Source organism: Bifidobacterium sp. ESL0682 (assembly GCF_029392815.1).
Classification (GTDB): Bacteria; Actinomycetota; Actinomycetes; order Actinomycetales; family Bifidobacteriaceae; genus Bifidobacterium.
Map to the genome: position 1 here is coordinate 521,406 of NZ_CP113942.1, position 20,076 is coordinate 541,481.

Sequence of the window (20,076 nt, forward strand, 5' to 3'; positions counted from 1 at the left end):
AGCTTGACAGATTGTTGCAAACCCTGTGTGCGGAATCTCCGCTCGCAGGGTTTGTTCATTTTGTCGGCTATCGTAGTAGATATGGTGTGTTTCCGATATAAGCGGGAACGGGCGCATGCGTGAGTGTTGTCAATGTCTGTCATTTTTCTGCTAAGTTCGACAGAAACATGGCACAATGGCAGTAACGCGAATAAAAGTGTATAAGGGGAGGCCGCAAGGTGTCTGATCCGCGAACGACGAAACATTGGGTCATCAAGGTCAATGGCTCCACGAAAGTCGATGTCGGTCCCGGCGAAAACGTCGAGATTGGGCGGAGGCCCTTGCGTCCGCTTGCCAATGATGGGCGTCATCGCCTGGAGATAGACGACAAGACCCGTTCGATGTCGAAGCGTCACGCGGTGTTCACCGTCGCCGACAATGGCGGTGCTTCGGTCACCGATCTCAATTCCACCAACGGGTCGTATGTGGTGGATGACAAGGGCTTGCGCCGGCTCAAGGCCAATCAAGATTTCATTCTTCCGGATTCGCCAGTTCGTCTGCAGTTTGGTGATGTGCCTGTCGATTTTGTGCGTATCGACGTCGAGGAAAAAGCTGAAGACAATCATCTGGTTACCGATTTGTTCGATTACGCGTTGAGTGGTGCGCAAAACCCCGATATCGAACCGGACATGGCCGATATGTCGGTTGATGACATTTTGAACTTGCGCGCCGGCGAGCCCACAACGGCCTTTAGCGCGGCTGATGTCGCCAACCGTCTGCAATCCGCTTCCGCTGTTGGCACAGGGCATGGTGATGGGCAGCTTTCGCAAAGCGCCCAGCCTGAACAGGGCAACGCTAATAACGCAGATAATAAAGACGTTAAGGACTCCGAGGTAAGTGACGAAAAGGAACCCGGGGAAGGTGCCGTTGAAGGTGCCGTTGCCAACCCTGCAGAAGCGACTGTAAACGATGAAATCAATCATGCGGTGGATCGTATCTCGCTCAATGTAATGGCCGCCTCGGATGCGCAGTCTGGCGATGGCAAGGCACGCGATTTGTTCAAGGACGCGATGGAAAGCGAGTTGGAAAACCATTCTGCGCCTGCTGGAAACGGTGGGGAAGCGCAGGCGATGCAACGGTCCCAGGCTCCTTCCTCTGCAGTCTCCCAATCTCAGGATTCCGCTGATTCATCAGCCGATTCTCCGGTGCAGGCGGCGCAGAGCGAGTCGGGAGTGCAGCGGGTCTCGTTGCCTTCGCGTCGAGGCGATGGGCAGAATAGTCAGACTTCTTCTCAACTGGTTCAGCAGGAGAATGCGGTTCGCCCTGCTGGTGTACAGCAAAGTTCGATTCAATCTGTTGGCCTGCCACAGGACTCGGTTCAGTCTGCTGGCTCACAGCAAGGTCCGGTTCAGTCTGCAGATGTGCAGCAGAAGATTCGTAATGGCGGTTCAATTGCTGTCACAGGCCAAGCCTCTGCGTCTGGTCGTATTTCAGGCTTGAACGGCAATGTCGAACGTGCCTCCGAGCGCAACACCGATAATGTAACTGCCAACGCCAACCAGCCAATGAATATGAGTGGCAGCGTAAGCGGCAACGAGCAATCTGCTGAGAAGTTCTCTCGCTCAGGTTCCGACAGTGCAGTATTCGTTCCCATGGATAAAGATCCTCGCCCAAATGGCAGTAGGCCAGTGAGTACGCAAAACATGACTCCGGCTGGCAATATCCCAACCAATGAATCTTCCAAAGCAAGTGATGAGGAACGCAACAAGTTCATGCGGCCCGTGGTGCGCGACATGGGTTCCTCGCCGGTTTCCGGAACTTCTGGCCTTGATGAGACACAGGCGTTCAAGCCGACGTTCGAGCCTGGTTCGGTTTTTGAAAAGGTGTCGAACGGTGAATTCGATCAGAAGGCGCCCGAGGTCGAGATCGAGGGCATGAGTTCCGATGATGCCAAACGGACTACCGATTTTTCCCAGCAGTTCGAGATGGCAAAGCATCCGGAGCTGCTGCCGTTCCTGGCGATGAATCCTTCATTATATGACGATTTGTATGAATGGCTTTCGGCGGTGGGCAACAACGACATCGACACCGCGCTGGCCGCCAATTCCGGCTATGTCGAATATCGTAAACAGGTTGCGGAGGGACGCGAACAATGAGTGACACGAAGCAGGCAGCGAGCGGTATCGAGCGCATGCGCCAATGGTATGACAGCTACCGTAGTGGGCTCGTTCCCTCGCCTTTGGAGGATGTCAGGCAACTGACCGCCCAGCTTGATTTGACCCATGCCCACCCCTCGGGCATCGCCCAACTTTTCGCCAGTGGTCACACCACGCTTGATTCCATGTTCCGCGATGCGGGCATGCTGCGCGCGGCGGGCCGTCACCTTGAACGTGTGTTGGAAGACGAGGCCGTTAAGGCACGTGCCGCCGGTGTGGCCGAGCTTTCGCTGGTTGTCGGCGTTGCCGGATGGAAGGGCAACTCTGTGCCAGTGTTGCTGTATCCGGTTGAAGTACAACGCAAGCCGGATGGCCGTGAGACCGATGCCACCATACGATTCACCGGTCATGTGAGCCTCAACCCTGCATTTACTACCGCGATGCACGAGCAGCATATCGATATCGATGAATCTGCCTTGTTCGATGGCAGGAATTATGCCAGCGGTACTCCCGACACCTCTTCGGTGTTCACCGCCATCATTGACGAAGTCAAACCGGTACTTGCCGATTTCGACATCGAACGCAACATCGTGCTGGGTTGCTTTATGGACCCCTCCACCAAGATGCTTGCCGAGGGTCGCCACATCATCGATGCTTTGGAAAAGAAGCCCAGCGGCAATGCCACCCTTGATGCGTTGGCGGGCAACAGCGATGCAGTCAGCGCGCTGAAAGACAGCAAACTGGCAGTGTATAGCCCCTTCGATTCCGACCCTCATAGCGAGCACGAAGCCGGGGATGTCGATAATGTGGTTCGTTATGCGGCGAATATGGCGGCGTTGGGCCACTCGCTGTTCGTCGACGATGCCGCAGGTACCGATACCGCGCAAATCTCCGCCGCCATCGCTTCGCGTTGCATCGGCGAGGGGAAGACCGTGCTGTATGTGCCTGGCGTCGCAGAACAGAAGAAACGGTTCACGCACGTCATGGAATCCCACCGCTTGGGCAACCGTGTCATCGACATGGCCGATCCCAAGGGGGCGCAACAGATTGATCAGGAGCTGATTGCGGCTGTAGGCTACCAACCGGGTGCTTCGGTGGCACGTTTCGATCAGGTTGCCGACGAGTTGGTCGGAGTGCGCTCGCGACTGACCCGCTATCTTGGAGACCTGCACGGGGTGAGCAAGGAATGGGGCGTTTCCGCCTACCAGACCATCCAGAACCTGGCCAGTATCTCGGCGATGCCGACTCATCCGGCCACCCATGTCCGCCTTTCCAAGGAAACCGCACGTGCCATCGCTCCGCACATGGAGGATTGGACCAAGAAGCTGCGTGAGGCCGGCCGGTACGGCGAATTCACCATCGGTCCGGAAGACACCCCGTGGTTCGGAGCGTCGCTGTTCTCCAATGACGATGCTGTTGCGGCCTACCAGAACGTCGAGAACCTTCTGCAACGCCTGCTGCCCGCCACTCGTGAGCAGGTGGCATCTGTCGCGGAGACCTGCGGCTTCCCAGTGCCTAACACCGTTAAGGAATGGAGCCGTCAGGTCACGGTGCTGAAGAATCTGCGCCGCGTGCTCGATGTTTTCCAGCCTGAGATCTTCGAACGTGATATCGACTCGATGATTGAAGCCAGCAAGCCTAAAGCACAGCGCAAGGCAGAGGGCAGCAGCATGGGCTTCTGGGAACGTCGTCGGCATGTCAAAGAGGCTAAGGGCCTGCTCCGTGCCGGTTCTCAGGTGGAAGATCTGCACGATGCATTGCAGGTCGTCGCCAAACAATCCGAGCAGTGGCATGAGATTGTGCCTCACGGCGGTTGGCCGGTGCTGCCGCCCAAGCTTGACTCCATTGTGGAAACGCAGGAATCCCTGATGCGGGGGATTACCGCGCTCGATGCCGTGCTGGCTACCACTGTCGCCGGCGGCGATCTTGAATCCGTCGATTTGGGCCAGCTCGAAGAACGACTGAAGCTGCTTTACGCCGACCGCAAGTCGCTGGACACATTGCCGGGCCGTGCCTGCCTGGAACGCGATTTCCATTCCATCGGACTCGATGCGCTGATTGAAGATCTGCGTACTCGTCGGGTGACTGTTGATGCAGTGGAAGGCGAACTCCAGCTTTCCTGGTGGACCACGGTTTTCGAGGACATCGTGCGTTCCTCGGCCATCATCTCCAATCAGGACGGCTCCGCGTTGCAGTCCGCCGCCGATCGTTTTGTGCAGGTAGACGTGGACCATGTTAATTCCATCGGCCCCATGATCGATCAGGAATCGATGCGTCGTCTGTGTGATCTGCTCTTCTCCCATACCCAGGAAGCCAATCAGCTGCACACGCTTTTGGCGAGCAATGCCCGTGTGCCGTTGAGCCGTATCGTCCGTGAATATCCGCAGATTCTCGGTGCGGCCAAACCGGTGATTATGGCCACGCCTTCCACTCTGGCTGTGTTGAGCGATCCCGCGCCGTTGGCCGATGTTGCTATCATCGATGCCGCCTCGCACTTGCCGTCTCTCGAGTTGCTCGGTATTGTCAGCCGCGCCAAGCGTGTAATCGTCATTGCTCACCAGTCCACCATCACCTCTGAGGCGTTGAAGGCTTTGGTCGCTTTGCTGCCCAAAGTCACGGTCGATGCTCGTCCGGTGTGCCGCGATCCGCGTCTTGCCTCCTTCCTTGCCACGCAAGGTTACGGCAGCGTGCCCAGGAATGTAGCTACGGAAGCCATGCAGGGCAGAACGCGTTTCCACAGGGTCGAAGCCAATGGTGTGCCGGTGCTTGCCACAGGTTTGGTCGAAAGCAGTCAACAGGAGATTGACGAAGTCATCGCCATCATCAAGAGGCGTGCTGCCAGTTTCACGGTTGTACCGACCGGTTATCTGTTGGCAGTGGTCACGCTGACACCGGTGTTCCGCACCAGGCTGGGCGCCGAGCTGAAGTCGCTTGCTAGCAAGAACGAGGCGATGGGTCGGTTCCTGCGCCATGTTCGTCTGGTCGACATCGATGAGGTGGCCGGCATTCGTTCCACTGATGTCATCCTTTCGCTCTGCTTCGCCAAAACGTCCCACGGTCGTCTGCTCCAGCAGTTCGGTGCGCTCGAAGGCGAAGGTGGCGACGGCAAGCTGCTTGATGCGCTCGCTTTGGCTGATCGCAATCTTGACATCGTTTCCGCTTTCGGATCGGAAGACATGGAAGACGACCGTCTTCATCAGTCTGGGCCGAAGCTGTTGAAGGTCATGCTTCATTGGGCAGAGCATCTGGGCAAGGAAGTAGTACGCCCTTCGGTGTCGCTTAAGGGAGACAATGTTCTCTTTGACGATCTTGCCGATCGCATTCGTGCTCGTGGGCTCAAGGTGGCTGCCAATTATGGTTTCGATGGTGGTGCCTCCATTCCTCTTGTCGTCGGTTTGAAAGACAAGCCTTTCTCATTGGCGGTGATGACCGATAACGCGCAGTTCATGGGCATTCAGTCCACTCGCAAGCGTCATCGTGTCCTTCCGCAGGATCTTGAGTCGTTGGGCTGGTCGGTGATCACGGTCTGGAGCGTTGCTGCGTTCGTTAACCCGGATAAGGAAGTCGATCGTATCGTCGCCCGTATCAGTGACATGTATCGTGAGGTCCGCTGATGGCTTACGATCCCCATCGCCGCTCGCCACGCGTCCACAAGCGCGTGGTGCGCGAAGGCAATGAGCGTTTCGATGTCGATGGCGCTGATTTTGACCCGTCGGACCGACGCCCACAGGGCAGCAAACAACACGACGATGACAGCCGGATTCTGCGTGAGCTACCGCCGCATTGGGGCATCTTCAGCGAGCGAGATCAATAGACTGGAGCAGTAAGGCAAGCAAAACCTGTATGTTTCTTGATGCGAAAAGGTGATGGCTTTATCAGGCTGTCACCTTTTCTCGTATCATCCCTTTTGCCCTCAACTTTGCTGCTGTCTGCCCATCTGTCATCTTTTATTACCGTTGCTATAACATTTTTTCTTCGCGTTATCCTTCCTTGTTTGTCTTTACTATCACGTTCTCGTCCACCATTCTTTCTTTGCCGACACTTTGCGCCATTCATCATTCATAATTTGGCAGCCATAATGGGCATCCGCTCCTGCACCGCCATGATGCGTGCCGCGTCTTGTGGAGGCATGGCAAGCTGAGCAGTGGTGATTCCGCCATCGTTGCGATGAGGGTTGCCCGTCACTGTCGCTTGAGGTGCCAGTGTGCAGGTTTGGCCTGTCGATTCCATGGGTGACGTTTCAGTACCGGCATCGTTCCCCTCTATATCACCAGTATCGATCGGCGATTGGCCGCTTTCGGATTCGTCGCTTGAGGCATTGTTTACCAGCGTTGGGCTCGCCGGATCTGTCGCGCTGGTAGGCTGCTGGTGCTGTGCTTGTGGAGCTATCGGATTCGGCACGGATTCGCATCCTGCACTGCCGACCAATGAGACGTTATCGCCGACAATCAGTGAGGATTGTGAACCGGTCACCCGTACGTCGATGACGGTCAGACCGTGCGCGATCACTGGGGAAGCCCGTGCCATCGGCTTGGAAATGATACCGCCTGAGTCGATATCGACCTGTGCCACCAATCCGTCCACGGCTTTTTCGGAAGTGAACAAAGCCGATAGGGCTGGACTGTCGTTGACCTGGACAAGGTGCACGTCGTCGCTACGAATGGTGTGGCCACGTTTGATGGCATGGACGGTGGCGACTACGGTTTTGGTGGCCATGCTGCTCGTCAAGGATTGCAATGCGAAAAACACTGCGAGTCCGGCGCACAATGCCGCCGATACGGTGCGCAGCTTTCGCATGTCACGTCGCTGTTTGAGCGTCGGCTTACGTCCCGTGCCGATCTTGCTGCCGATATGAAAAAGGTTCATCATGTGTACCATGATGAACCAAGATTAAAAATTTCCGCGTCCAAAACGACTACTGTGGTCGAACGCTATGGCTTATGCACATCTGAGGCGTGTGGCAGTGTACATCCGCAAAAGTTATTCACATTGCAAATTCCCTACGATATCCAGTGGATGCAGGTGTAGGCAATGAATAAGAATTATGAAGAACACACGCTTTGCCAAGCTCAATGGGTTCAGTATCCGGCTTCAAGCGAGAATGAATCGAATCCATCGAGAACGCCATTCGTATAAACCTATTCGAGGGTCACTTTTCGGACGAAGAGGATGATCCGCCCTTGTCGGTGCGATAGAAACCGTGCCCCTTGAACTCGATGGGTACCGCCGAATAGACCTTGCGCACCTGTTCCTCGCCGCATTTCGGGCAGATGGTGATGGGGTCGTCGGAAAATGACTGCTGCTCAGTGAAATCGTATCCACAATTCTTGCAACGATAATGATAGGTAGGCAACGGTCCCTCCAACAAAAGTAAAAACTCAACGATTGAACTGTTCATATCCTAGTCCCAGCCCTGACGCTCGTTCGTCACTGGTGAAGATATTGCTGCTCATACAGCTTGGGAAATATATCGAGATGCGAAGCGCGAGGAGTGATCAAACGTGCAATATATTTGCGATCTGGCCCATGAGCAAAGGAAATCACGTTTCAGCGATTTTTCATGAATTGCTACGTGTAAATCAGTTTGCAGAGCCATTGATGGCTAAGTTTTTCTTGGATATGCCGATGATTCGTTTGTCTGTCACCACGGCATCCACAGGAATATCGTGTGATTCACGTGGCACGGCCCCATATTGGTCGATGAATTCCCAATCCCAGCACACTCCGATTTTAAGCGCATCAGGACGGCAGAACCCGAGAACCTGGTCGTACCAGCCGCCACCGCGCCCCAATCGCAGGCCGTCAAGGTCGATGGCGAACGCGGGAATGAACACGATTGTTGCCTCTTCGATGGCTTGTGCTCCAAGGACTTTTCCATAAGGTTCCTTGGGCCGCAATCCGCCTGCAGCGTTGCGAGGCATCTCCTGCAAGCCGTTTTCGCCTGAGTATTCGCTCCATCCGATATCTCGTCCACGGCCAAGTCTGGGCACCAGTACCCGCAGTTCTTGGCTCAGCAGCCACTCCAGCAACGGCAACGTCGGCACTTCCGTTCCCATTGAAACGTATGCCGCCACGCTAGCTCCTACGGACAATGAAACATTGCATCGATCGCCGTTCGCAGCGTTCGCTTCGGTGTTCGTGTCAGACGGGAATGCGTCCGTTGCGTGCTTGCCATGGCTGACCAGTTTTTGTACTTGGTTCATCAACTTTTTCCCGGCCTCGGTGCGTTCTGCCTCGCCTACCGTCTTACGTCTGGCTATGGCAGCGCGGCGCATGCGAGTTTTGCACTCTTTTACGGTCAAGTCAGTTTCGTTTTCCATGTCTTCCATGCTACTAGCCGTGGGTGGTGCGGCTTTTTGAAAAATGGTTGCCCGAGTTTGTATAAAAGTAATGTGCGTACGCGTACTATGAGCGTGTGTCAGTATTTCGTTCGCTACGTAATGCGCTTGCGCCCAATCCCCATGCCATTGTCATGCCTCGAGAACTTATGCCACCCGATGGCGCCATACAGATTCGGCTACGGCCGATAACCGCCGAAGACGAAGCAGGCTGGAACGAAACCAGACAGCGCAATGCGGAGTGGCTTGCGCCTTGGGATTCCAACGATCCGATGCATGGTCCGGGCCTGACGTTCAACACGTGGATTCAGCGGCAGCGTGCTGACGAGGCCTGCGGAGCCGGGGCATTCTTCGTTATCGAATATCAAATGGCCATTATCGGACAGGTTTCGATAGGTGCGATTTGCTACGGTTCGATGCGTAGCGGAAATATCGGCTACTGGGTCGATCAAGGTCACATTGGTCATGGCGTGGCGCCGCTGGCCGTGGCGATGCTTGCGGATTGGGCGATGCTCGATTCCGCCGGTCCGAGACTGCATCGTCTGGAGGTTTCCATGCTGCCGGAAAACCAGCGTTCCCGCCGTGTCGCGCAAAAACTGGATGCTCACCATGAGGGCATTCGGTTGAAGAGCATGTTCATCAACAATCAGTGGCACGATCACGATGTCTATAGCCTGCTGGCTGAGGACGCCCCGCAAGGTTTTGTGCGTCGTTTGCTTGCATGACACGCCCGAATTACATGCGTGTAAAAAGTCACTAACACTCTCTATTCTTGGACATATGGATTATACGTGGGTGAGCAGCATTGTTGTGCTGGTCATTCTCGCTATTTTGATACTTGGCTGGCTGCCGCGGTGTACGGCGGATAGCATGAACAGGGTGGTCGAGCACCGCGAGGACAAGTATTCGCCGTCGTTGCATCTGGTTGATGAACGCAGCGGTACCAGGTTCTGCGATACCCGGCAACCTTTGTCAGGGGGTTCTCATGCATTCGGTTCAGGCAAATGCCATAGAGGGGTCATCGGCTGCGCCGATTGCAGATTCTACAAAAGCCGCCAAAGAGCGTGCAAAGGTCGCTCGTGTCCGTCAGTTGCGTCGTGAAGCAGCTCGTCGTCGCGCCATCATTGCTGCAACGTTGTTGGTCATTACCCTTGTTGTTTTGGGCATTTCGTTCCCTCTGAACTTCAGCCCGCTGTTTGCCTTGATTCCCGCCGTTTTGCTGGCAGTGGTCGTGGCCTTTGGCGTGCGCACGGCCAATCATGCACGTGCTTGGGAGCGTAATCTGAAAGCCAAACGCGAAGCCGAAGCTAGAACCCGAGCCCAGGCTCGGCGCTCGGCTCGCCAAGATAGTCCTCAGTCTGTCAAACAAAGCGACGTGACTGATCAAGATACCGCCAAGGCACCTGTCTCCGAAGATGAGCAGCCAACCGGCATGATGGCCGAGCAGGAGATTCAGCAGGCTCTGCGTGAGACCAAGGCCGAAAAGGAACGTGCCGAAAAGCGTCGTGCCAAGCATCAGTCGGCACAGGGCCGCAAGGGTGCCGAAGAGAAGATTGCTGCGCAAGCTAGTGTTGATGTAGACAGCAGCTCCGAGAAAGCGGAAGGTGCATCGACTGCGCGTGCCAGGGCCGATGCCCAGAAAGCCGATAAGGCATCGTCGTCCGCTAAGCAGCGTCAGCGTCGTCCTGAAGACAAGGATGCCGAAAAGTCCGTGAAGCGGACAGCGCAGGTTTCCAGCAAGCATACTGATGCGCATCGTACTGATGATGCTGTTTCTAAAGCACAAAAAGCTCAGCAGGCGCAGGCAAATGAGCCTACTGATGCCACGCATGAGCTAGAGCAGGTGCATCCCGCGCCGGCTCTTGATGTCGTTGATTTGGCATCGAACCAGGATCTCATTTCGTTCTCTCTGGGTGCGCCGCGCAACGGCGTCGAGGTCAAGAGCGAGGAGCCGAAGAGCTTGGAAATCAAGTCTACGCGGCAGGTAGCCGAAGCCAAGGCAACCACAAAGTCGGACGCCGAAAGCACTTCTGCTCATTCGGATTCGACGTCATCGGTTGCAGAGAAAACCGAGAGCGACAGCAAGAAGGTCGAAGCGAAGACGGCGAAGTCTTCCTCGTCTTCACGTTCTCATCGTACGGATGCCGCCGACTCTTCCCTGAATAAGAAATCTGTCAAGAAGAGTCGCAGGCGTGCCAAGGCTGCTGCCAAGAAAAGCAGCCCGGTGAACGATAAGTCGCGTGCGTACGCCAGCGATCCCGAGAAGTTCCATGCTTCCGAGCTTTCCGCTGATGCCGAGGCTCCGGCGGTCTCATCCGATTCTTTGGGCACTGGACTTGAGAAGATTCTTGAGCGTCGCCACGTCTGAGTGTTACATTTAGATTCTTTTCGTTGTTGGAGTTCCACGCATACGTTGGAACTCCAACTGTTTTTTATTGAAATGTGAAGGTTTCACTCAGAGCGTTAGCACTCGGGTTGGCAGAGTGCTAATTTTCGCGCTACGATAGACAGGTAAGCGCAAAGGGACGGTGCCGAAAGTGATCGTCAGCCTCTGAAAGCGGTGTCCTCGCGCGAGGAAATGAAACTCTCATAAAGAAAGAGGAGGTCCACAGTGTCGATCTCACTTACACCGTTGGAAGACAAGATTATTGTCAAGCAAGCCGAAGCGGAGACGCAGACGTCATCCGGCCTTTACATCCCGGACAACGCCAAGGAAAAGCCGCAGCAGGGCGAGATTCTGGCCGTCGGCCCGGGTCGTCGCGACGATAACGGCAACCGCATCCCGATGGATGTCAAGGTCGGGGACAAGGTGCTGTATTCCAAGTATGGCGGCACTGAGGTGCACTATCAGGGTGAGGATTACCTCATCGTCGGTGCTCGCGACGTGCTCGCGATTCTGAACTGATAGCGTCATTTTCGCAAGTTTGTAACGATGCGTCCCAGCCATGCAGATGGTGGTTGGGACGCATTTTTATTTGTTTTCTCGAATCTTTAAGCGGTTTGGTTTGATTTGTGTAATCATGCTTTATTGTTTATTGCGTCCGATCGCGTGATTTTAGAATTTTAAGGAATCGTCTTCCCTCTCTTTTGCAGCAAAGCGTATTTTGAAATCTGTCTTGAACTTGAATCGCAAATGTGCAATATTTCTTGTCGCGGCTTACAATGCGATTATGACTTTCAAACATCGTGCCATAGTTGATACCATCCCCGCTTACAAGCAGGGTAAGCCGGCCCCCGCAGTCGCGGGCCAGAAGTCCTTCAAGATCTCCAGCAATGAGAATCCGTACCCACCGCTGCCAAGCGTTCAGAAGGCCATCGAAGACCACGCGCTCGACCGCATCAACCGTTACCCAGACATGGGCGGTTGGCAGGTCGTCGAACGCCTCGCCAAGGATTACGAAGTCGGCCAGGACGAGATCGTCCTCGGCTGTGGCTCCACTGAGGTCATTACCCAGCTCACCAACCTTTTGGCAGGCCCGGGTGACGAGGTGATTTACCCGTGGCGCAGCTTCGAGGCGTATCCAATCATCGTTTCCGGCGCTGGTGCGACCAGTGTCCAGATTCCCAACCGTCCCGACGGCGGTCACGACATCGACGCGATGATTGCTGCGATCAACGACAAGACCCGTATGATCATCGTCAACAACCCGAACAATCCGACCTCTTCGTCGGTGAGCGACAAGGATGCCCGCCGCCTGATGGAGGCCGTTCCCAGCGATGTCATCGTGCTGTTCGACGAGGCTTACATCCACTTCAACACCGCCCCTGACACCAGCGTCGGTATGAAGCTCTATCGCGAGTATCCGAACATCGTCGTGGCCCACACCTTCTCCAAGGCTTATGGTCTGGCCGGTCTGCGTATTGGCTATGGCATCGCCCAGCCTGATGTCATCACCGGCATGCGCAAGATGTCACTGCCTTTCGGCGTCACCCAATCCGCCCAGATCGCCGCACTTGCTTCGCTCGATGCCAAGGACGAACTGATGGAGCGTGTACAGGCGCTGATTGGCGAACGTGGTCGTGTGGTGAGCGCGCTGCGTGAACAGGGCTGGGATTTCCCGGAGCCGTACGCGAACTTCTTCTGGCTTCCGCTTGGTGATAAAACCTCCGAAGCCGCAGCCCGTTTCACGGCCGCCGGCCTTTCCACCCGCGTCTTCGAAGGCGAGGGCATCCGCATCTCCATCGGCGAGACCGAAGCCAACGACAAAGTCATCGAGGTTTGCAAGTCCCTGAAAGACGACGGCATCGCCTGAGTTATCGTTGACGGTAATCGCTGAAAGCGGCCATTGCGCATTTCGCCAATGGCCGCTTTGCGATTGTGATGGATTTGACTGATGAGTTTGTTTTTTTAGTTTATATTTATACGCAAAAGCCAATGATTTGGCGGAATTTGAGCCTTGATGTCGCTTGAGAGCACCAGTTTTGTTACGCTGTTTTCGACACACTAGGCGTGTCGTGGCTTGCATCCGTCTGCAGTCCGTGCCATTATAGTCAAGTTGCCTGCTTCAAGGTGGTTAAAACTGAGAAGTGAGTAATTGGCGGATTTCCCAAGCGGTCAAAGGGAGCTGACTGTAAATCAGCCGCTGATAGCTTCAGTGGTTCGAATCCACTATCCGCCACGCCTCGATAGCTCAGTGGTAGAGCACTTCCTTGGTAAGGAAGAGGTCGTGAGTCCGATTCTCACCCGAGGCTCTTTGGCGGGATAGCTCAGCTGGCTAGAGCGTACGACTCATAATCGTAAGGTCAAGAGTTCGAGTCTCTTTCCCGCTACAAACTTCCGACATACGTCGGCAAGGAACAACACGCAGAAGGTGAACCAATGGCAAGCAAAAGCGCCGCAGTCCGTCCGGGCATCACGCTGGCATGCACGGAGTGCAAGGAGCGTAACTACATTACGACGAAGAATCGTCGTAACACTCCGGATCGTCTTGAGTTGAAGAAGTTCTGCCCTCGTTGCGGCAAGGAAACTGTGCATCGCGAGACTCGTTGAGTTTTAGCGGATTTGAAGCCTGACTGCGGTCGGGCTTTTTCGTATTTAATCCCGAATATTTTCAATTTGATATTAGAAAATGTCGGTAGCAAACACGATGAAAAATGATGAAAGGACAGGCGACGACAGCATGACAGGGCAAACGGATTCGTCACAACCTACGACACCGACATTGGCACAACTGACGACCGTTGGCGTCGGCGGGGCTGTCGATCGATTCGTCGAGGCGCAAAGCGAAGAGGAATTCATTGCGGCCGTTCGTGGTGCCGATGCCGAAGGACTGCCGCTGTTGGTGATTGGCGGCGGGTCGAATCTATTGGCTGATGATGAACCGTTCCACGGTGTCGTGGTGCGTGATGCCCGTCGAGGTATTTCGGTGTTGGACGATGATGCCCATGCCGGTGTTGATGCCGGTGCAGTTTCCATTGTGGCGCAGGCGGGTGTGAACTGGGACGATTTCGTCGCGTTTTGTGTTGATTCCGGTTTTTCGGGTGTTGAAGGGCTTTCCGGAGTGCCTGGAACCGTAGGAGCTTCAGTGGTGCAGAACATCGGTGCCTATGGCCAGGAAGTCGCTTCGTCGGTGTCTTCGGTCCGGGTTTTCGACCGCGAAAGCAAGAGAGTAAGCCAGCTTGATCGCAATGATATGCATTTCGGATACCGTAGTTCGGCCTTGAAATCAAGTATGTATACAGCTCCAGCGACTCCGGCCGACAGCTATTTCCCGACGCCGCGCTATGTGGTGCTTTCGGTCACCTTTACGTTGCAGCGTAACGAGACCAATGAGGTTGCGTTCGGTCAGCTGGCCAAGGCTCTCGGCGTCGAGATGGGGGAGCGGATGCCGATTGCCGATATCCGTCAGGCTGTGCTCAAAGTTCGTGCCGCCAAGGGCATGTTGGAAGACATGAGTCGATACTTGTCGCCTTGGATGCGTGGTTGCAAGAATTTCCATATTGTCACCGATGTGTTGTCGGCGGGCAAACTGGCCAGTCACGATCGCTTCACCAACGTGAGTGGTGAAGCCGGGTTCCATCAGGATTTTGACCGTCACAGTTGCGGCAGCTTCTTTATGAACCCGATATTGGACGCCGCTCAAGCGGCAGCACTTCCGGAAGATGCCCCGCGGTTCGATGCGGTTTTGCCCGATGGGCAACCGGGCATCAAGACCTCGGCCGCATGGCTGATCGACCACGCCGGTTTCCATAAAAGCTATCAGTTGCATGATGGCGCCTCTGCTGGCCTTTCGACCTTGCATACGCTTGCCTTGACCAACCGAGGTGGTGCCAAAGCGAGCGATATCGCCGAATTGGCACGCGTCATCCAAGATGGTGTGGAAGCAAAATTCGGCGTTCGTCTGGTTCCTGAGCCTGTGGTCGTTGGCATGGATTTGCGATGAGATGAGATTTCGGAATCTCATGTGTTAAATGTGTTAAAACGATACCTCCTCTTTACGAGGTGTTTTATCAATAATGGTAGTCACGTTTTGGCGACTATCGCTTTATAAGCTCTAACCATCGATATTCGATAGATATTGAGTTTCCGTCGAATAAATTGTCCGCTATATGAGTCGGACACTACCATCGTCATGCCATATTTCTATTCTTTCGATAGGTCTTTTTACCAGGCCACGAGAATGAGAAGGGTTAACTTCCAATGGATCTGTTTAGAACAAAATCGGTAGAGCAGACGCTTGCCGAAACCGCCACCGGCGACCGTAAGCTGGTGCGTAATCTGGGGGCTTGGGACCTTGCCGTCATGGGCGTGGCCGTCGCCGTTGGTGCAGGCATTTTCTCCGTGGGTGCACAGGCCATCGCCTTCCACGCTGGCCCTTCCGCTATCATCAGCTTCCTGATCGCCGGCATCATCTGCGCGGCGGCCGTGATGTGCTATGCGGAGTTTGCGTCGATGATTCCCGCAGCCGGTTCTGCCTACACGTTCACCTACACCACGGTCGGCGAACTGATGGCTTGGATTATCGGCTGGGACCTCATTCTTGAGATGCTCATGGCCAGCTCGGTGATCGCCAAGTACTGGAGCGTCTACCTCAACGATTTCCTGCACCTGATGGGCTTCAATTCCAGCACTGAAATCAATTTCGGCTGGTTCACCTTTGATTGGGCCCCGCTGATTGTTGTCGCGTTCTTCACCGTCCTTCTGGTGTTCGGCACCAAGATTGGCGCCCGTGTTGACGGTGCGTTCACGATTTTGAAGATTGGCATCGTCGTTTTCGTGGTCATCGTTGGCTTCTTCTACATCAAGCCGTCCAACTACACTCCGTTCGTCCCGCCGTCGCAGCCGGCTAGTTCCGTGCCGGGCGCCGCATCCAACGGCATCATGACCCAGCCGCTGTTCCAATGGATCATCGGCCAGCAGCCCACCATTTACGGTGTTTCCGGCATCATTTCCGGTGCGGCTCTCGTCTTCTTCGCGTTCATCGGCTTCGATGCGGTCGCCACCGTCAGTGAGGAGACCAAGAACCCCGCCCGCAACGTGCCGCTCGGCCTTGGTCTCGGCATGGTGCTCGTCATCATCATGTATGTCCTCGTCACCGTTGTTACCACCGGCATGGTCTCTTATAAGGACCTCGCCAAAGCCAAGAACCCGTCGTTGGCCACAGGCTTCGAGTTGGTCGGTGCCACCTGGGCCGCCAAGATTATTTCCTTTGCCATCGTGCTCGGCCTGACCACCGTGGTCATGGTCATGTTGCTGTCGCTGACCCGCGTGGTCTTCGCGATGAGCCGTGACGGCCTGCTGCCGCGTGGCCTTTCCAAGGTTGGCAAGCACGGCACGCCAGCCAAGCTGCAGGTCGGTGCCAGCGTCGTGGTGGCCTTCGTCGCCTCTTGCTTCAACATCAACGTTCTTTCCGACATGATCAACATCGGCACGCTCTCGGCGTTCACTTTGGTCGCGATTTCCATCCCGATCATGCGCAAGAAGCGTCCCGACCTGCACCGCTCGTTCAAGATTCCGGGCAATCCATGGATTCCGATTCTCATCGCCGTTGCCAACCTTTGGCTGATGCTCAACCTTTCGGTGCTCACCTGGATTCGTTTCGTCGTCTGGCTCCTGATTGGCTTCTGCATCTATTTCTGCTACTCCTACAGGCATTCGCGCCTGGGCACCGGCGAGCTGGATGCCGACCTTAAAAAGGTGAAAGCTCAAAGGGCCAAGGAGGCCGAAACGGCGCAGGCCAAGGCAGAATCCGGCGAATAACCGTCGTTGCGTTCACGTACCCTAAAGAAAGTTCAGGTTGTAAGGAGGCCTCCTCAATGGCTTATGTGATTGCTCAGCCTTGCATTGATGTCAAGGACAAGGCATGTGTGGACGAGTGCCCGGTCGACTGCATTTACGAAGGTGACCGTACGCTCTACATCAATCCCAACGAGTGCGTGGATTGTGGTGCGTGCGAGCCGGTGTGCCCCACCGAGGCGATTTTCTACGAGGATGACGTGCCTGATGAGTGGGCGTGGTACAAAGATGCTGCGGTCACTTATTTCAACGATCTCGGCGATTTGGGCGGTGCCCAGGCTGCTGGCCCGTCCGGCAAGGACGAGGCCCGTATCGCCGCGCTTCCTCCGCAGAATCAGGACTGATTCTTTCGGTTCGTTTTTACTAACCCGCGTGTTTTCATCTGATGAGGTGAAGCACGCGGGTTTGTTTTATCGGAGTGGAGGAGGGATGCGTCTCTTCCTGACGTATTCTTCTTTCTGACACATCAGCTCTTCAAGGGTGGAATGGATGTATCTGGAGCTTATCTTGCATCGTCATGAAAGCCGAAAACAGCAATAGTACAGATATCATTTGGCTTATCGAATGTCATTTGGCATTGTTGCCGGTATCATCGCAATTAGGTATTTTCCTTCAGATAGATTGATGTGAAAGGCGGCGGCAGATGGGTTTTTACAGGTTTGATTCTCCCTATGATTGGGATCGTGTTGTGCCTTTTAAGGAAACGGCGAAGAAGGCTCCTGGTGGCATGATCGACCTCTCCGTCGGCTCCCCGGTTGACCCTGTGCCGGCCAAAGTTCAACGTGCGCTTGCCGATTCCGCAAATTTGCCGAATGCTTACGGCTATCCGACCGTTGCCGGTACCAAGGATTTGCGTAAGGCTGTGCCGGAGTGGTTCCGTGCCAATCGCGGAGTCGATTTTGAAGCGATCGGTGCCGACTTCGTGCCCACGGTGGGTTCCAAAGAGGCTGTGGCCTTGATGGCCTCGCTGCTGCATTTCGGTCCCGGCGATGTCATTGTGCAGCCTGCGGTGTCTTATCCCACGTATGATATCGGCACCCAATTGGCCGGTGCCAAAACTTACAAGGCTGCCGACATTGCCGATGTGGATTCGTGGCGCTCCATTCCGGGCGTCAAGGCTGTTTGGGTCAATTCCCCAAGCAATCCTACCGGCGAGGTGCTTTCGGCCCCGCAGATGCGCGGCATCGTCGCCGCGGCTCGCGAAATCGGTGCCGTGGTCCTTTCCGACGAATGTTACGGCCTCTTGACATGGACTGATAACGACGACGCTGAGCCAAGTCCGGCGCCTTGCATGCTGCAGCCCGATGTCTGCGACGGCAGTGCCAAGGGCATTCTCGTGCTCTATTCGCTGAGCAAGCAGTCCAACATGGCCGGCTACCGCACCGCGCTTATCGCCGGTGATTCCGAACTTCTTCGACCGATGACCGTCTACCGCAAGCAAATTGGCGAAATCATTCCCGGCCCGATTCAGGCCGCAATGGCTGAGGCGTTGCGAGATTCTGATGCCGTCAGCACCCAGCATGCCCGCTATGCCAGTCGTCTGCACCAACTGGTTGACGCTCTGTGTGCTTATGGCTATGACGCGCATATGCCACAAGGTGCGCTCTACGTGTGGGTTCGTACCAAGAGCGGCGATTGCTGGCAAGACATGGGCGATTTAGCCCGTCTAGGCATCATCGCCAGTCCGGGCGAATTCTACGGCGCTCCCGCCTATCTGCGTTTCTCCGCTACCGCCACAGACGCGTCCATAGCCGAGGTCGTCGCTCGTCTGCGTAGCTGAAAGCTTGAAAGCCGTGCGACTCAGGGCTTAGGCTTGCTGTTGTTGGCGACTTGCTTGGCTTTCCAGTCGCCATGTTCCAGTCCCAGGCTGGCTGCGCCCGTTCCGTAACGCTCTCTGACGGCATCAAGCACGGTCTCGGCGTTGCGGATGCGTTTTTCGTTATTGTTGCGCTTGGTGCTGTTCGTGTTGTCGCTATTGCTGCCGCCGTTGTTGCTGTTTGTGGCGGAGTTGTTGCGCTCGTTGTTTTGCGACTCGCTGTGACCATTAAATGTATGGTCAGCGTTGCTGCCGTGTGCCTGATCATTGCTGTCGCTAGCGTTATCGCCCAGCAAATCCTCAATCGTCAGCTGCACTGGGGTTTCGTTCTTATTGCTCAGCGAGCTGGCGCTGACGCCGGCAAGCCGAATCTCGCGTGGCAGGGGAGTGTTGTCATCGGCATCTGCCGGCATTTTGAGCATGGCTTTCAAAAGTGCCACGGATTCGGGGTACATCGCCGCAGCAGTGTCAATGGGCCGTTCGAGCGTATGCGCCTTGGTGGAGTAGCTCATGTCGGCGAACCGTAGTTTCACCGTCACCGTTCGCGCCACCAAATCTTTCTGTCGCAAGGCGTGCGTCACTTCGTTGCTGCAATGGTGCAACAGCTCGCGAACCTCTTCGAAATTACGTGTGTCCTGCTCGAAGGTGATTTCCGCGCCGATGGACTTTTCCGGCGCATGAGTGACGATGGGTCGTTCATCCTCCCCGCGGGCGGCAAGATAGAGATTGTGCGCGGTTATTTTCGAACGCGTCGCCTGCAGCAAAGCCGTTTCGTCCATCTTGGCCAGGTCGGCCACGGTTTTGACGCCCCATTCGTTGAGCCGTTTCTCGAGCGAAGGTCCGATGCCAGGAATGCCACGCAATGGCATCATCTGGACGAATTGCGCATGCTGTGCCTTCGGAATGAGCAGCATCCCGTCCGGTTTCGCATTGGTCGAGGCCATCTTCGCCACGAGTTTGTTTGCCGCGATGCCCACCGAGCAAGTGATGCCGAAGCGTTGTGCCACCTGTGCCCGAATCCACGCGCCGATGACGCTCGGTGACTTCCAACGCAGCAGAGCGCCAGAAACGTCCATATAGCCTTCATCGACGGAAACCTGCTCGATCTGATCGGTGACTTGCCGGAACACTTCGTCGAAAATGCGTTTTGACATCATCCGGTAATAGGCCATGTCGACCCGCACATACGCACCGCCAGGGCAAAGCTGTTGCGCCCGTACCATCGGCATCGCCGAATTCACGCCGTATTTGCGTGCCTCGTAATTCGCTGCCGATACCACGCTTCGTGGCCCGGGCCAACCGATGATGACCGGACGGCCGCGAAGCTCGGGATGCCGAGCGATTTCCAGTGAGGCGTAGAAGGCATCCATGTCGATGTGCAGCACCGTGCAGCCGGTCTCGTCGTGACCCCAGTCGCGTTTCGCGGCGGCGTTCCTTGGTGCTGTACTCATGCCCCCATTGTAGGTGCGAGCCATGTCGTTCACTGTGCGTGTGAAGCCGCCGATGGCTCCGAAAATCCAGAGTGCCGCAATGGAAACGCATGCCGTATCA

General features: G+C 55.5%; 16 protein-coding genes and 3 tRNA genes. 15 read left to right on the plus strand and 4 right to left on the minus strand.

Features of this window, described 5'->3' with window-relative positions:
• The first annotated feature begins 218 nt into the window (after nt 1–218).
• From OZX57_RS02095 to OZX57_RS02105, 3 genes are read left to right on the plus strand one after another with little or no spacing between them, the layout of a single operon-like run.
• Nucleotides 219–2,135, plus strand: coding sequence for an FHA domain-containing protein (locus OZX57_RS02095; protein WP_277162528.1), 1,917 nt, complete (start codon nt 219–221; stop codon nt 2,133–2,135).
• Nucleotides 2,132–5,749, plus strand: a complete 3,618-nt coding sequence (locus tag OZX57_RS02100; RefSeq protein WP_277162529.1) for a helicase — start codon at nt 2,132–2,134, stop codon at nt 5,747–5,749. Before OZX57_RS02095 ends, OZX57_RS02100 begins: the two co-directional genes overlap by 4 nt.
• Nucleotides 5,746–5,949, plus strand: coding sequence for a hypothetical protein (locus tag OZX57_RS02105; protein WP_277162907.1), 204 nt, complete (start codon nt 5,746–5,748; stop codon nt 5,947–5,949). Before OZX57_RS02100 ends, OZX57_RS02105 begins: the two co-directional genes overlap by 4 nt.
• Nucleotides 5,950–6,194: 245 nt before the next feature.
• On the opposite strand, the gene OZX57_RS02110 is transcribed toward OZX57_RS02105, so the two are convergent.
• The 3 genes from OZX57_RS02110 to OZX57_RS02120 form a co-directional block, all read right to left on the minus strand.
• The gene (locus OZX57_RS02110) at nt 6,195–7,004 is read right to left on the minus strand and encodes an SAF domain-containing protein (protein WP_277162530.1); all 810 of its coding nucleotides are present in this window, start codon (nt 7,002–7,004) and stop codon (nt 6,195–6,197) included.
• A gap of 280 nt (nt 7,005–7,284) precedes the next feature.
• On the minus strand, nt 7,285–7,488 hold the full coding sequence (locus tag OZX57_RS02115; protein WP_277162531.1) for an FmdB family zinc ribbon protein: 204 nt from the start codon (nt 7,486–7,488) through the stop codon (nt 7,285–7,287).
• 226 nt (nt 7,489–7,714) lie between these two features.
• A complete protein-coding gene (locus tag OZX57_RS02120; RefSeq protein WP_277162532.1) occupies nt 7,715–8,455 on the minus strand; it encodes a 5-formyltetrahydrofolate cyclo-ligase in 741 nt (246 codons plus the stop codon).
• Between the two features lie 152 nt (nt 8,456–8,607).
• On the opposite strand from OZX57_RS02120, the gene OZX57_RS02125 reads away from it, so the two are divergent.
• The 12 genes from OZX57_RS02125 to dapC all read left to right on the plus strand — a co-directional run bounded on the left by OZX57_RS02125 (nt 8,608) and on the right by dapC (nt 18,489).
• Nucleotides 8,608–9,198 (plus strand): GNAT family protein, encoded by a 591-nt coding sequence (locus OZX57_RS02125; RefSeq protein WP_277162533.1) that lies wholly within the window; start codon nt 8,608–8,610, stop codon nt 9,196–9,198.
• A 260-nt stretch (nt 9,199–9,458) separates the two neighbouring features.
• Nucleotides 9,459–10,841, plus strand: coding sequence for a hypothetical protein (locus tag OZX57_RS02130; protein ID WP_277162534.1), 1,383 nt, complete (start codon nt 9,459–9,461; stop codon nt 10,839–10,841).
• A gap of 243 nt (nt 10,842–11,084) precedes the next feature.
• Nucleotides 11,085–11,378, plus strand: coding sequence for a co-chaperone GroES (gene groES, locus OZX57_RS02135; protein ID WP_277162535.1), 294 nt, complete (start codon nt 11,085–11,087; stop codon nt 11,376–11,378).
• A 265-nt stretch (nt 11,379–11,643) separates the two neighbouring features.
• The gene (locus OZX57_RS02140) at nt 11,644–12,726 is read left to right on the plus strand and encodes a histidinol-phosphate transaminase (RefSeq protein WP_277162536.1); all 1,083 of its coding nucleotides are present in this window, start codon (nt 11,644–11,646) and stop codon (nt 12,724–12,726) included.
• Between the two features lie 284 nt (nt 12,727–13,010).
• Nucleotides 13,011–13,092: transfer RNA gene (locus tag OZX57_RS02145), tRNA-Tyr, on the plus strand.
• Between the two features lies 1 nt (nt 13,093).
• Nucleotides 13,094–13,165, plus strand: a tRNA-Thr gene (locus tag OZX57_RS02150).
• A gap of 4 nt (nt 13,166–13,169) precedes the next feature.
• A tRNA-Met gene (locus OZX57_RS02155) sits at nt 13,170–13,243 on the plus strand.
• Between the two features lie 49 nt (nt 13,244–13,292).
• Nucleotides 13,293–13,463 carry a 50S ribosomal protein L33 gene (rpmG, locus tag OZX57_RS02160; RefSeq protein ID WP_277162537.1) on the plus strand — a complete coding sequence of 57 codons (171 nt, stop codon included), beginning with the start codon at nt 13,293–13,295 and terminating at the stop codon, nt 13,461–13,463.
• Between the two features lie 130 nt (nt 13,464–13,593).
• Complete coding sequence (locus OZX57_RS02165) at nt 13,594–14,856, plus strand: UDP-N-acetylmuramate dehydrogenase (protein ID WP_277162538.1); 1,263 nt, start codon at nt 13,594–13,596, stop codon at nt 14,854–14,856.
• Nucleotides 14,857–15,113: 257 nt separating this feature from the next.
• Nucleotides 15,114–16,673: an amino acid permease gene (locus OZX57_RS02170; RefSeq protein ID WP_277162539.1), complete on the plus strand. Its 1,560-nt coding sequence runs from the start codon at nt 15,114–15,116 to the stop codon at nt 16,671–16,673.
• A gap of 56 nt (nt 16,674–16,729) precedes the next feature.
• A complete protein-coding gene (gene fdxA / locus OZX57_RS02175) occupies nt 16,730–17,053 on the plus strand; it encodes a ferredoxin (RefSeq protein ID WP_277162540.1) in 324 nt (107 codons plus the stop codon).
• Nucleotides 17,054–17,352: 299 nt separating this feature from the next.
• The gene (gene dapC / locus OZX57_RS02180; RefSeq protein ID WP_277162541.1) at nt 17,353–18,489 is read left to right on the plus strand and encodes a succinyldiaminopimelate transaminase; all 1,137 of its coding nucleotides are present in this window, start codon (nt 17,353–17,355) and stop codon (nt 18,487–18,489) included.
• Nucleotides 18,490–18,509: 20 nt separating this feature from the next.
• Here dapC and dinB read toward each other — a convergent pair whose 3' ends face one another.
• Nucleotides 18,510–19,976 carry a DNA polymerase IV gene (gene dinB, locus OZX57_RS02185; protein ID WP_277162908.1) on the minus strand — a complete coding sequence of 489 codons (1,467 nt, stop codon included), beginning with the start codon at nt 19,974–19,976 and terminating at the stop codon, nt 18,510–18,512.
• Between the last annotated feature and the right edge of the window lie 100 nt (nt 19,977–20,076).